Source organism: Xaviernesmea oryzae, assembly GCF_900109605.1.
GTDB classification, from domain to species: Bacteria; Pseudomonadota; Alphaproteobacteria; order Rhizobiales; family Rhizobiaceae; genus Xaviernesmea; species Xaviernesmea oryzae.
Map to the genome: position 1 here is coordinate 74,197 of NZ_FOAM01000009.1, position 13,640 is coordinate 87,836.

At 64.1% G+C, this 13,640-nt stretch carries 10 protein-coding genes; 1 reads left to right on the forward strand and 9 read right to left on the reverse strand.

The window, feature by feature from the left end; translation table 11 throughout:
- Positions 1 to 79 precede the first annotated feature (79 nt).
- Genes BMX61_RS12935 through BMX61_RS12945 form a run of 3 tightly spaced genes read right to left on the reverse strand, consistent with a single transcriptional unit; the run spans position 80 to position 4,225 of the window.
- Entirely contained in the window at positions 80 to 1,252 is a 1,173-nt protein-coding gene (locus tag BMX61_RS12935; RefSeq protein WP_234794675.1) for an ABC transporter substrate-binding protein, read from the reverse strand.
- The gene (fhuF, locus tag BMX61_RS12940; protein ID WP_075626644.1) at positions 1,249 to 2,046 is read right to left on the reverse strand and encodes a siderophore-iron reductase FhuF; all 798 of its coding nucleotides are present in this window, start codon (positions 2,044 to 2,046) and stop codon (positions 1,249 to 1,251) included. The genes BMX61_RS12935 and fhuF overlap by 4 nt, the downstream gene beginning before the upstream one ends.
- A gap of 4 nt (positions 2,047 to 2,050) precedes the next feature.
- Entirely contained in the window at positions 2,051 to 4,225 is a 2,175-nt protein-coding gene (locus tag BMX61_RS12945) for a TonB-dependent siderophore receptor (RefSeq protein WP_092742714.1), read from the reverse strand.
- 223 nt (positions 4,226 to 4,448) lie between these two features.
- On the opposite strand from BMX61_RS12945, the gene BMX61_RS12950 reads away from it, so the two are divergent.
- Positions 4,449 to 5,372 (forward strand): alpha/beta hydrolase, encoded by a 924-nt coding sequence (locus BMX61_RS12950; RefSeq protein ID WP_075626645.1) that lies wholly within the window; start codon positions 4,449 to 4,451, stop codon positions 5,370 to 5,372.
- 10 nt (positions 5,373 to 5,382) lie between these two features.
- Here BMX61_RS12950 and msrA read toward each other — a convergent pair whose 3' ends face one another.
- From msrA to BMX61_RS12980, 6 genes are all read right to left on the reverse strand, one after another.
- Positions 5,383 to 6,084: a peptide-methionine (S)-S-oxide reductase MsrA gene (gene msrA / locus BMX61_RS12955; RefSeq protein WP_075626646.1), complete on the reverse strand. Its 702-nt coding sequence runs from the start codon at positions 6,082 to 6,084 to the stop codon at positions 5,383 to 5,385.
- 174 nt (positions 6,085 to 6,258) lie between these two features.
- Positions 6,259 to 8,259, reverse strand: coding sequence for a CocE/NonD family hydrolase (locus BMX61_RS12960; protein WP_075626647.1), 2,001 nt, complete (start codon positions 8,257 to 8,259; stop codon positions 6,259 to 6,261).
- 60 nt (positions 8,260 to 8,319) lie between these two features.
- Positions 8,320 to 9,951, reverse strand: a complete 1,632-nt coding sequence (locus tag BMX61_RS12965) for an ABC transporter ATP-binding protein (protein ID WP_075626648.1) — start codon at positions 9,949 to 9,951, stop codon at positions 8,320 to 8,322.
- Complete coding sequence (locus tag BMX61_RS12970; protein WP_075626649.1) at positions 9,944 to 10,771, reverse strand: ABC transporter permease; 828 nt, start codon at positions 10,769 to 10,771, stop codon at positions 9,944 to 9,946. The genes BMX61_RS12965 and BMX61_RS12970 overlap by 8 nt, the downstream gene beginning before the upstream one ends.
- Positions 10,768 to 11,865, reverse strand: a complete 1,098-nt coding sequence (locus tag BMX61_RS12975; protein WP_075626650.1) for an ABC transporter permease — start codon at positions 11,863 to 11,865, stop codon at positions 10,768 to 10,770. The genes BMX61_RS12970 and BMX61_RS12975 overlap by 4 nt, the downstream gene beginning before the upstream one ends.
- Positions 11,865 to 13,454, reverse strand: a complete 1,590-nt coding sequence (locus BMX61_RS12980; RefSeq protein WP_075626651.1) for an ABC transporter substrate-binding protein — start codon at positions 13,452 to 13,454, stop codon at positions 11,865 to 11,867. The genes BMX61_RS12975 and BMX61_RS12980 overlap by 1 nt, the downstream gene beginning before the upstream one ends.
- Positions 13,455 to 13,640: the final 186 nt, after the last annotated feature.

A 13,640-nucleotide genomic window follows, 5' to 3' on the forward strand; every position in this document is an offset into this window, starting at 1 on the left:
GGGCCTGGCGAACCGGTCTCGTGCTCCACTCATATAGGGCAGCGCGCAGCCGGGGCAAAAGGCGAGGCGGTTGCCTCGCTCACTTATGCTTGTCCAGGCTCACCCAATAGGCGCCCCGAAACGGCACGGCGGCAAAACGGCTGTTGATCTCATCCAGCGTCTTTTGCGGATCGACATCGGGGAAGAGCTCGGGCCGCAGCCAGACGGCAAAGGCCTCGGCGGCCACGACATTAAGGGGCACGGCGTTGAAGAAATTCCAGATGCCGTGCACACGCCCGCTCTTCACCGCATCCAGTTCGGCCAGCATCGGCGCCGTCACCGTCTCGGCCAGCGTCTGCCGGGCGCGCTCCTCGCTCACACCGGGACCGATTGTGAGATGGCTGTAGCCGCCGGCTGGCGAGGAGGTGGCGATATAGACCTGCGGATCGGCCGCCAACATGAATTCCGTGCTGATCAGGCCGCCTGGCCGCGGCAGGCCATCGGCAATGTTACGGCCGCCGGCAAGCGTGAGAAACATGCCGAGCCCGCCGGGCCCATAGGCATAATGGGTGGGTGTCGGATTGGGAAAGGCATCTAGGAGTACGCGCGGCCCTGGTGTGGAAGCCGAAGCTACGCGCGCGCGAATGAGCGCGATCTTGTCCTCGAAAAGCCGCGCAAAAGCCTCGGCCTGCGCCTCGCGATCGACGATCCGGCCGAGCAGGCGCATGGCCTGAGGCGTGGTCACCAGAGGCTCGCTGTTGAAGTCCAGCACGATCACGGGGATGCCGCTTTGCTCTAGAACGGCCATTGCCTGGCGACCGGCTTCGGTCTCTGCCTGCCAGTTGGCCAGCAGCGCGAGATCCGCCGGGACGGTGAGAAGCGTTTCCAGAGACAGGCCCGCGCCGGTGCCGTCATCGATCCGCGCGAGCGTGTCCAAGGCCGGGAATCTGGCGGAAAAATCGGCGTAGAACTCCGGATTGTCGGCCTTCATGTCCTCCGACCAGCCGGAGAGCCGCGAGACGGGATCCGGATCGATCAAGGAAAAGGCGACCAGATGGAAGCCGGTGCCGAGCAGGATCGCCTTCGGCCGCTTGGGGATGTCAACCTTGCGGCCGATGGAGTCGACGATCTCAAGCGGGTAGTCGGTGGCGCGCGCTGTGCCGGCAAGGGAGAGGCTGAGGGGCAGAACGAGCCCCAGCGCGAGGAGCAGGAGACGCGCGAAAGCAACCATCAGGCCCAGCGCGCATGCCGGCAGACGACAGGCAAGGGTCATGCGGATTGCTCCAGGCTGCGTTGGCGCTGCTCGGGCAGCGCGCAGAGTTCGCCGCAGCTCGCCACGCCAGGCAGCAGGTAACGCATGCAGCAGACACGGCGGCGGCAGAGTGGTGTGCCCTCAGGCCCCTGTTCGTGGCGAAGACAGCCGCGAAAGGGATTGACGCTGCCGTCAGCAAGCGTTCCGACATGGAAGAGATCGCTTGCGGCCCAGTGGTCCTGCCCGTCTACGCTCTCATTCCGGGCTGTAAGCGCCGTGGCGTTGAACGCATAGTCGATATAGACGGCCGCATTGTTCCAGGCGAGCTTCGGGGCAAGCTTGCCATGTTCCTGCATCAGGGCTACCGCCTCGCGCAGATGCGCAGTGACCAGCGGCGTAACCAACGTCGGCAGGTCGTCCGTTTCCACGTCGCTGATCGCGCCGGCATCCGCCAGCCCGAAGGCGCGGGGCAATCCTTCTTCGTCCGTTGTCAGCGTCATCGCATCGAGCGCCACTGGCAATGCCTGGTTCGCCCTGCGGGCCACGAGATAGGGAATGGTAAGGGCGGCGAAGTAATAGAGCGACCAGAAGGAGGCAAGCGCCCGCCGATCCGCGCCGCCACGCCCCAGGGCCATGCGGTCGAGGGCGGCGGCAAAGCCGCCGGAGCGGAAGAAGGTGCCCAGAGGCTGGGCATCCGGCATGTCGCGCGTCTCGCGAATTTTTTCCGCGCACCAGGCATGCTCGCCGGTGAAGAGCGTGACGAGCGGCTGCGGCCCGAAGGGCCCGCCTTGGTCGTGATGCGCGACATATCCCATCGGTTCACCAATTATATTTCAGCGAGCCGATGACTGTGCGGCCCTGATCACGGTAGCAGAAATCGGCCGAGCAGACGGGGTCGCGCCGGTCGAAGAGGTTGGTGGCATTCACCTGCAGCTTCAGGCCCTCATATTTTTTGTCGATGGCCGCGAAATCATAATGGATGCCGGCGTCGAACAAGGCACGCGCGCCGTTGCGCAGGGTGTTGGTGTCATTGCCGTAGCTCTTGCCGATGAAGCGCACGCCGGCGCCGAAGCCGAGACCTGCCGCAAAACCATCCTCGGGCATCGTATAATCCGCCCAGAGCGCGGCCATGTGGGTCGGCACCGAGGAGACGTGATTTCCCACCGTGCCGACGGGCCCTTCGAGGATCTTCATGTCGGTGTAGGTGTAGGAAGCGGTCAGCGACAGGCCGTTGTCGAGCGTCGTCACGCCTTCCAGTTCGAAGCCGCGCGACCGCAGCTTTCCGCGTTGAACCTGGATATTGGATGGCCCCGTCGGCAGGTTCACCACTTCGTAATAGAGCCCGTTCGTCTGCTCGATGTTGAAGAGCGCGGCGGTCAGCAGCGTGTTGCTGTTGGGAAGGAGATATTTGACGCCGACTTCCTGCTGCGTGCTTTCCGTCGGCTTGAAGGGCGCGCCCGTCTCCTGGTTCACGCCGGCATTGGGCGAGAAGGCGGTGGAATAGCTGGCATAGGGGGCAAGGCCGAAGTCGAATTCATAGGTCAGGCCGATGCGGCCGGAAAAGGCCTTGTCCGTCTGCTTGGTCGTGGTGACCGCATCCGTGGCCAGATCCGTATTGTCGGTGTCGGTCTTTACCCAGTCGTGGCGCCCACCCAGCGTCAGCGTCCAGGCATCGTAGCGGATCTGGTCCTGAATATAGGTGCCGAACTGCCATTGGTCCTGATCGGTCCGGGTTTGGAAGGGAATGTCATCGACAGGACGTCCCTTGGTCGGATTGCGCGTGTCGAGCGGCGGCGATACGCCATAGCCATTGAGGCTCTTATAGCGCGACTTCGTGTAATCGAGCCCGACGAGAACGGTATGATCGAGAGCGCCCGTGTCGAACTTGGCTTCGATCTGGTTGTCGATCACACCCGCCGTCAGCCGTTCCTCGAAGGTGCCGGCGCTGGAATCGAGCAGCAGCGGATCGACGGCATTGGGCTGATAGGCGAATGCCCAGTCCGCATCGGTCTTCAGCGTCGACAGGCGGGCATTCTGGCGGAAGACGAAGACATCGTTCAGGCGATGTTCGAACTCATAGCCGAGGCGCGCCTGGTTCTGGACGGAATCGTTGAAATCGGGATTGCCGGCGAAGAAGTCGGAGACCTTGCCTGTCGTCGTGTCGTAATAATAAGCCGCGGTGCCGCCCGTCTTGATGCGCGAGACCTCGCCCAGCAGGGTGAATTTCGTGTCCTCGTCCGGTTTCCAGGTGATGGCGGGGGCGAGATAGACGCGGTCATCAGGCACGCCGACCTGTGTGGTATCCGCCGAACGTGCCAGGCCGGTCATGCGGTAGAAGACCGGGTCCTGCTCGTTGACGGGACCGGAAAAATCGAACTGGCCCTGATAGCGGTCCTGCGTGCCATACTGGATCTCGACCTCGTGCAGTGGCTCTTCCGTCGGACGCTTGGTGATCAGATTATAGAGGCCGCCGGCGCCCGATGCGCCATAGAGCGCGGAGGAGGGGCCGCGCAGGATCGACACGCCTTCCAGCCCGTAAGGCTCGGTCTTGTACAGGGAGGAACCGGCGCCCGGCTGGCGCAGATTGTCGCGGAAGATGCCGTTATAGGTCACATCGAAACCGCGAACGGAGAAGCTGTCGAAGCGGGGATCGAAACCATAGGCGCCCACGCGCGTGCCCGGCGTATATGCCAGCGTGTCGGTCAGCGTCTGCGGGTTGCGGTCTTCCAGCTGGGCTTCGGTGACGGAGGAAATCGACTGAGGCGTTTCAAGGAACGGCGTATCGACCTTGGCCCCTGTGGCGCTCGACGTGCCGACATAACCTTCCGCCGTGATCTTGCCGCCCGAGCCGCCCGTGGCCACGATCGTGTCCAGAACGGTCGCGCCGCCCGTAGCCCCGGCCTCCTGCGCCTGGGCGCGAATGGTCAGAGGTGTCAGCGCCGTTGCGGACAGCGCCAGAAGAAGGAGCGGGCGGGAGAGGGGCATGAACGGCATGAGAGAAGCGTCCTGGAGTCATAAAAGATGACTCCATTTATCAACTTTTTGCGGGAATGAAAGGACAATGTGGGTTTTTTAAGTCATGTTTTTGATGATGGCAAGGCGTTGAAATAGTTAGAAACTGTTAAAATAAACGTCGTCGGAGCCAGATCCGGAGCCTTCTTGTCTTTTCCGGCTGGTGATGTTGGATGGCACCGTCAACAGTCCATGGAGCTTTCGCATGGCGCCCTCGCCCTCTCCAACCGAGCCGGAGATCCTCGCCTTTCAGGCCCAGTCGGACAGTTTCTATCCACCAGATGCGGTGTCGGCTCCCATCAGCGAGCAGCGCCGATTCTATGATGCGCTCTGCGCCCGTTTCGACCAGCCATCGCCAGTTGGGCTGGTGCGCGAGGAGGGGCAGGTGGGTCCAGTGCAGATCCGGCGCTACGGGCCGGCAAGGCAACTCGGCCCCGCGCTCATTTTTTACCTGCATGGTGGCGGCTTCGTCGTCGGCTCGCTGCAAAGCCATGATGCGATCTGCGCGGAGCTGTCAGACCACACGGGGCGCGAGGTGGTCGCGCTCGCCTATCGCCTGGCGCCGGAGCATGTCTGGCCGGCGGCCTTCGAGGATGGACGCGCCGTGCTCGACAATCTGCTTGGCGAGGGACGGCCGCTGGTGCTCACCGGAGACAGTGCCGGCGGCAATCTCGCGGCAGGCCTGGCGATCGATGCGCGCGATCGCGGTCTGCAAGGGATCTGTGGCCAAGCCCTGATCTATCCCGGTCTTGGCGGCGATCTTGTTTCCGGCTCCTATGCCGAAATGGCCGAGGCGCCGGGGCTGACGACGGCGGATGTGCGCCATTATCGGGACGTGCTGCAGGCCCCGGACGATCTGCCCATCGCCATGCCGCTGAAGGTCGAAAGCACGGCCGGGCTGCCGCCGGCATACATCACCGCAGCGCATTTCGACCCCTTGCGCGACGATGCGCGAACCTATGCCGCGCGGCTGGCGCTGTCGGGTGTTGCCGTGACCTTTCGCGAGGAGCCGCAAATGGTGCATGCCTGGCTGCGGGCGCGGCATATGAGCCCGGGCGCGCGTGCGGGCTTCGAGGCGCTGTGCAAGGGCATCCAGGCCCTCTGTGCTCTGGGAGAGGGCGGCGTGTAAGAGCCTTTGTTCAGCTCTTCAAGCGCGCCTGCGACACCAGCGCGGGCTTGGCTTTGAAGTCGGTCGGAAACAGGCTCTTCAGCGCTTCGATCTTCGGCAGGTCGTTGTAGACGATATAGGGGTAGGTCGGGTTGCGCGTCAGGAAGTCCTGATGCTCGCTTTCTGCAGCATAGAAGCCTTTCAACGGCTTGACGTCTGTGACGATGGGCTTGGGGAAGGCCTTGGCCGCGCCAAGTTGCGCGATATAGGCGCGGGCGATCTTCTCCTGCTCGGGTGTTTCAGCAAAAAGCGCGGAGCGATATTGCGTTCCACTGTCCGGCCCCTGATGATTGAGCTGGGTCGGATCGTGGGCGACCGAGAAGAAGATCTGCAGCAGCTTGCCATAGGTCACCTTGGCAGGGTCGAAGGTGACCTCTACCGATTCCGCGTGTCCCGTGTTGCCGAGGCTCACCTGTTCATAGGATGCGGTCGCCTCTGTGCCGCCGGCATAGCCCGATACGGCCTGACGCACGCCCTTCACATGCTGGAACACACCCTGGACACCCCAGAAGCAGCCGCCGGAGAAGACGGCCTTTTCACTCTCGGCGGTGTTGTGCTCGTCGAGAAGCGGCGGCGGCAGGGCTACCGGGTCTTCGGCCGCGCTCGATGGCGCGGCCGCCATCAAAGGCAGGGTCAGAGCAAGCAGGGACAGAAATGGACGAAGCGGCTGCATGGCGATCTCCTGATGGCCGGCCTGATCGGTGCCGCTTCACCGGGGGGGTGGCCCCTTGATCACGGCATCGGTTTCGTCTCAGCAGATGCGCCGCCATGACCGCCGCGTCAAATCGCAATCGCGTGTGGGCCGGTGCGTGCCGCACCCCTTCCTCGTGATGCGGGCAGGCAGCGGTCACATCAAATCACGGGGAATGCGCTTTTCGAAGGTCTTGGTGAAGATCTCCGTCCCATTCTCGAAAGCCTTCACCTCTGCCGAGGTCAGCCAGTCCTCACGCGTGCAGGCCAGCCTTGAGGTCGAGACCGTGCGGGCCTGCCAGCCCTCGCGCTCGGTGATGCAGGTCCAGGTCGACACGCCCGTCATCGACAGCGGATCGCCCGATGTGATCGACCAGCATTCCTCGCGCAGATCCCGCGTGGCAAGCCCGGTGTCCGGGTGGCGGAAGAGGCCGGTATCCTCGGTGATAAAATAGCGCGTCGTGCCCGTCGCCAGATCGCGCTCGACGCGGCGGTCGGTGCGGCCGGGCGCAAGCTCGATATAATGCGGCAGCGGGTCCGGGTTTTCCGGCTCCGGGACATGGATGCGCTCGGCCTGCCCAAGAAGCGGCATGGCAAGGCCGAGCGTGGCGACGTCGATGGTCAGGCCGGCATCGTCGGGCGGGGGCAGGATCATCGGCCAGTAGGAGGTCGACAGCGCGATGCGCAGCCGGTGGCCTTCGCCGAGACGATAGCCGCAGGCATCCAGCACCAGCCGCAGCGCCACCGGTTCGCCGGCGATGAGCGGCTTCGGCGCGGCATTGCCGTCGCGATGGCAGAGATTGAGGACGCCGAAGGTGATGCGGGTTGCCGCCCCGTCCGGATGGAGATCGACCAGGCGGACGATGAGATTGGCGACGGGCGCATGCGGCGTCACGGTGACGGTGACTTCGGGACGGCCGAGATAGGCGACGCCCTCTGCAACGGGTTCGGTGTCGAAGGTCAGGGATCCCGCATCGTCCAGCCGCTGATCGCCGGCCATTTCGGCATCCGGCTTCAGCGTGAACCATTCGCCTGATTGCGTGCCGGTATCGAGCGGCGAGCGCAGGAAGGTGAGATGCGGCTGGGGATGCGGCACCGGCAGGCCTTCTTCCAGCCGGCCATGTGGCCCGACATAGAAGCTCTGCATCTCAGGCGCCTGCCAGGTCTCCTTGGCGACCCAAAAGCCGGGTTCGACCTCGCGGCGAAGCGCCGGGCGCGGTCCGTCCAAAATATAGGCGCGCATCTGCCGCAGGTTTTCGGCGCCAGTCTCCTCGTCGCGCAGCCAGCGGTTCCACCAGGCAATCGCCTCGGCATGGAAATCGGCGCGCGGCTTCGGCCAGGCGAAATGCGGATATTTATGGACCCAGGGCCCGATCATGGCTTTCGCCTTGGGGCCGAGACCTTCGATGGCCTTGATCGGTGTGTTGCGATAGCCATCCGCCCAGCCGGCGATGACAAGCGCGGGCACCGGGAAGCCGGCGAAATCCTCGCAGATCGAGCCATGCCGCCAGAAGCCGTCACGATGGGGGTGGGACAGCCATTCCTCGAGGAAGAAGGGTTCGCCCTCCAGCCGCTCCAGCCACATGGCCCTCCAGACATCGCCAACCAAAGCCGGATCGGGCGAGCGGCTCTGATAGCCGAGCATGGTCGCGGCCCAGGACAGCTGGGCGGAGAGATGCGTGCCGTCTTTGTAGTGGATGTCGTCATTATAGCGGTCGACGGTCGAGGCGATCGAGATCACGGCTTTCAGCGCCGGCGGCTTCAGCGCCGCCACCTGCAGGCAGTTGAACCCGCCCCAGGAAATGCCCATCATGCCCACCTTGCCATTCGACCAGGGCTGGGCCGCGATCCATTCGACAAGCTCGCAGCCATCGGACAGTTCGCGCGGCGTATATTCGCCGTCGATCACGCCCTCGGATTCGCCAGAGCCTCTGATGTCCACGCGCACGCCGGCAATGCCGGCCGCCGCGAAGACGGGATAGGTGGATTCGTCACGCAGGCTGGTGCCGCCCTGTTTGCGATAGGGCAGATATTCGAGAACCGCCGGAACCGGGTCTGCACCGGCATTGTCGGGCATCCAGATCCGCGCGGCCAGCCGCGTGCCGTCCTTCAGCCGGATCCATTCATTCTCGATGACGCTAAAACCGCGCGCGGACATGAGCGGGTCTTCCTTTCAGATGAAATGAGGCGGCGCATCCATGCGCCTGATGAGGCAGGGTCAGTTCCCCGCGCTTTCCATGCGCCGTGTTGCAAGCACCCGCTCCAGCCAGCCGATCTCCATTTCCGGCACCGATTTCAGCAGGAGATCCGTATAGGCGTCGAAGGGTGGCGAAAGTGCCTGGGATTTCGGGCCGAAGCGCACCAGCCGGCCGCGATGCATCACCGCGACCGAATCGGCGATTGCCCGGACGATGGCGATGTCATGGGTGATGAAGACGTAGGAGACATGGGTCTCCTCCTGAAGCTTCAACAGAAGCTTCAAGATGCCTTCGGCGACAAGCGGATCGAGTGCCGAAGTCGGCTCGTCGCACAGGATCAGCTCCGGCTTGGCGGCAAGCGCGCGGGCAATCGCCACGCGCTGCTTCTGCCCGCCGGAAAGCTCGGCCGGATAGCGGTCGAGGAAGCGGTCGCCCATCTCGATCTGGTCGAGAAGCTGGCGCACGCGCTCGGTCTTTTTCGCGCCGTGGATGCCCTCATAGAAGGAAATGGGTCGGCCGATGATCTCGCGCACGGTCTGGCGCGGGTTCATGGCCGTATCGGCCATCTGATAGATCATCTGGATGCGCCGCAATTGCTCCTTCGAGCGGCCCTTCAGCGCCTTTGGCAGTTCCTGCCCGTCAAAGGTGATGCGGCCCTCGCTTGGTGGCAGCAGGCCGGTGATCACCCGCGCCAGCGTCGATTTGCCCGACCCGCTCTCGCCGACGATCGCCAGCGTCTGGCCCTTGGGCAGGGTGAGCGAAACGTCGTGCAGCACCTTGAAGCCATTGCCATAGCTGGCGCTGACGCGGTCGATGGTCAGGATCGGCGTCGACTGGTCGGCGGCCTCGGGCCGGGCGATCTGGCGCACGCTCACCAGCGCCTTGGTGTAATCCTGGCCCGGGGCCTCGATGATTTGTCGGGTCGTGCCGTATTCCACGGTCTTGCCGTGGCGCAGCACCATGATGTCGTCGGCGATCTGGGCCACCACGGCGAGGTCATGGGTGATGTAGAGCGCGGCGGTGTGGGTTTCCTCGATCGCATGCTTGATCGCCGCGAGCACCTCGATCTGCGTTGTCACGTCGAGCGCCGTCGTGGGCTCGTCGAAGACGATCAGCTCCGGGTTCGGACAGAGCGCCATGGCCGTCATCGCGCGCTGCAGCTGCCCGCCGGAAACCTGATGCGGAAAGCGTCGGCCAAAGGTTTCGGGGTTCGGCAGGCCGAGAATGCGGAAGAGATGCAGCGCCCGGGCCTCGGCGTCGTCCCGGCTCATGATGCGGTGGCGCAAGGATGCTTCGATCACCTGTTCGCCGAGCCGGTGCGCTGGGTTGAAGGCGGCGGCGGCCGATTGCGCGACATAGCAGACCTTGGCGCCGCGCACCGAGCGCACGCCCGAGCGGCCGAGCGTCAGAATATCCGTGTCGTTCAGGGTCACCGCGCCGCCCGTAATCCGCGCGCCGCCGCGCCCATAGGCGAGCGCCGAGAGCCCGATGGTGGACTTTCCCGCGCCGGATTCGCCGATCAGGCCGAGCACCCGGCCTTTTTCCACCGAAAAGGAGACGCCATCGACCAGCGTCACCGTCTTCGGTGCCTCGCCGGGCGGATAGCTCGTCGCCTCGATCCTCAAATCCTTGACGGTCAGAAGCTCAGGCATCGCCGCGCCCTCCCTTGAGGCTCGAGGTGCGTTTCATCATCCAGTCGACCACCAGATTGACCGAGATGGCGAGGCAGGCGATGGCCGCGCCCGGCACGAGGGCTGCGGAAATGCCGAAGATGATGCCGTCCTTATTGTCCTTGACCATGCCGCCCCAATCGGCCGCCGGCGGCTGGATACCGAGGCCCAGGAAGGAGAGGGTGGACAGAAACAGGATGGAGAAGGCGAAGCGCAGGCCGAATTCGGCCAGAAGCGGCGAGAGCGTATTGGGCAGGATTTCGCGAAAGACGATCCAGATAGGGCCTTCGCCGCGCAGCCGCGCGGCTTCGACGAACTCCATCACCGCCACATCAAGCGCCACGGCCCGGCCGATGCGAAACACGCGGGTGCTGTCGAGCACCGCCATGACCAGGATCAGGATCCACAGATGCTGCGGCAGCACCGCCAGCACCACCAGCGCAAAGATCAGCGTCGGGATCGCCATCATCAGATCGTTGAAGCGGGAAAAGAGCTGGTCGATGAACCCGCCCGTGACGGCCGCCGTGAAGGACAGCGCCATGCCGAGCGAGAAGGACAGCACGGTGGCCGCCAGCGCCACGAGCACGGTGGTGCGCGCGCCGAAGATCAGGCGCGAAAGCAGATCACGTCCGAGATTGTCGGTGCCGAGCAGAAAATCGCCGCCGGGCGGCAGCCAGACCTCGCCCACCACCTGTGTTTCGCCGTAGGGCGCGATGAGGGGCGCGAAGAGGGCGCAGATGAGGGCAAGCGCGATGCCCGCAAGCCCGATCCAGGCGCTCAAGGGAATGCTGGCCAGCCTCATCGCGGGTGCCTCAAGCGGGGATTGGCGACAATGGCGATGAGATCGGCCGCCATGTTGAGGAAGATATAGAAGGCGGCGAAGATCAGGCCGCAGGCTTGGACCACCGGCATGTCGCGCACCGTCACCGCATCGACCATATATTGGCCCATGCCGGGATAGACGAAGACCACCTCGACCACGACGACGCCGACGACGAGATAAGCAAGGTTGAGCGCGATGACGTTGACGACGGGCGCCACCGCGTTGGGCGCGGCATGGCGGGCGATGATGCGAAAGGCCGAGAGACCTTTCAGCTCCGCCGTCTCGACATAAGCCGAGGACATGACATTGAGGATCGCCGCGCGGGTCATGCGCATCATATGGGCAAGCACGACCAGCACCAGCGTCGCGACGGGCAGGGCGATGGCCGAGAGCCGGTCGAAAAAGCCCATGCCGTCGAACACAGTCGCCGGGAAAGTGGCAACGCCATATTGAACCGCGAAGACCATGATCAGCAGATAGCCGACGAAGAATTCCGGGAGGGAGATCGCCGCCAGCGAGACGACATTGATGATCTTGTCCGGCAGACGGTTGCGATATTGCACGGCCAGCATGCCAAGGCCGACCGCTAGCGGAATGGAGATCAGCGCAGCGAAGAAGGCGAGAAACAGGGAATTACCGAGCCGTTTGCCGATCTGTTCGGAGACGGAGTTGCGGCTGGCCCAGGAGGTGCCGAAATCACCCTGGAGCGCGCCGCCGAGCCATTCGACATAGCGGGTGGTGACGGGGCGATCGAGGCCGAGATCGGCCCGGATATTGGCGACAGCCTGCGGCGTGGCCGACTGGCCGAGATAGGTGGTAGCGAAATCCCCCGGCAGCGCCTCGATGCCGCCGAAGATCATGATCGAGACGGCAAAGAGCAAGGCGATGGACAAAGCGAGGCGCTGGATCACCAGCGCCGCCAGCGGCGAGCGCTGAAGAAAGCGCCGCCATGGGCCACGGGCGGAGGCCGATGAATGAGGCGCCGCCAGGCCGGCATCGGACAGAGAGACGAGCGAGGTTTCCCCCGCCGCCAGAGGATCGACCGGACCGGCCGGGTTCGGCGCCGCCGCCATCAGGCGTCGAGCCACACGCGGGTTGCGACATAGCCATTCGACATGTCGTTGCCGATGTCGTGGACGTAGCCTTTGACCTTCTTGGACGAGGCATTCACGAAATCGTTGAACATCGGCAGGATCAGTCCACCTTCGTCGCGCACCATCATCGCCATGGTGCGGTACATGTCCTTGCGCTTGGCTTCGTCCAGTTCGGCGCGGGCCTGCAAGAGCAGCTTGTCGAAATCAGGCCGCCTGAAGCGCGTGTCGTTCCAGTCCGCCGTCGAGAGATAGGCGGTGGAATACATCTGGTCCTGCGTCGGCCGGCCGCCCCAATAGGAGGTGGAGAAGGGCTGGACGTTCCAGACATTCGACCAGTAGCCGTCACCCGGTTCGCGTTTGATGTCGATGGCGATGCCGGCCTTCTTGCAGCTTTCCTGATAGAGCACGGCGGCATCGACAGCACCCGGAAAGGCGACATCGGAGGTGCGCAGCAGCACGGAACCGGAATGGCCCGACTTCTTGTAGTGGAAGGCGGCCTTGTCCGGATCGTAGACCCGCTGCTCGATGCCCTCTGGGAACAGCGCATAGGTGGAGTTGATCGGGAAGTCGTTGCCGACCTTGCCGTAACCACCCAGGATCTTCTGGACCATGGTTTCGCGGTCCATGGCATATTTCAGCGCCATGCGCAGGTCGTTATTGTCGAAGGGCGCCTTGTCGCAATGCATGATGAAGACGTAATGACCGCGCCCGGAGGTCGAGAGAATCTCGACCGTCGGCGCGCGCTTCAGAAGGTTCACCGTCTTCGGATCGACGCGGTTGATGAAATGCACCTGGCCGGAGGAGAGGGCCGCGACGCGGGCGGTCGCGTCGTTCATGTTGATGATTTCGATGCTGTCGACATAGCCGCGATCGCTGCGCCAGTCGTCCTTGTTGCGCTCCAGCGTGGCGCGCACGCCGGGCTCGAAGGTCAGAAGCTTGTAGGGCCCGGTGCCGATCGAGGCGAAGGGATCGTCATAGCCGCCATTGGGCTGGATCACCAGGTGATAGTCGGTGAGCAACAGCGGCAGGTCGGCATTGCCCTCGGTCAGCGTCAGAACGACATTGTCGCCATCTGCCTTGATCTCCTTGATCGACTTGACCACGCCGAGTGCGCCGGATTCCGATTTGGCATCGGTATGGCGCTGGAGCGTCTTGACCACGTCCTGGACCGTCATCTCCTTGCCGTCGTGGAATTTCACGCCCTTGCGGATCTTGAAGGTCCAAGTGGACGCATCGGCCGAAGGCTCCCAGCTTTCGGCGAGCGACGGCACGGCGGCGCCGGTGGTGGGGTGGGACTCGACCAGCATGTCGCCCCAGCAGCGGCCGATACAGAACATCACCTGCGAGAGGAACTTGGCCGGGTCTTTGCTGTCGGTGGCCGAACCGCCTTCGAGGCCGAGCTTCAGATGGCCGCCACGCTTGGGCTCCTGCGCTTCGGCGGCGGTGGAAAACAGCGTGCCGGCGCTGGCGGCTGCTATGCCGGCGGCGGCGGCCCGGCCCATGAATTCGCGGCGGTTCATCGCGCCGAGCGTGACCTGCTGCTTCAGGTGGCGAGTCCAGTCGTTCATGCTCATTCCCCTTGGTTCGCGGCCGCTTTGGGCCTTGTTTTCTGATGCTGTCACGACTGCACGCCATGCACCCCAATGCGAGGGAATCGCGTTTCGACGCTCATGCCGGCTGCCCCCTCACGCCCGATCGTCCGCTCCCTTCTCCCTGGGCAAAGGTGGATCGGCGCAAGCTCCTGCGCAAACCGC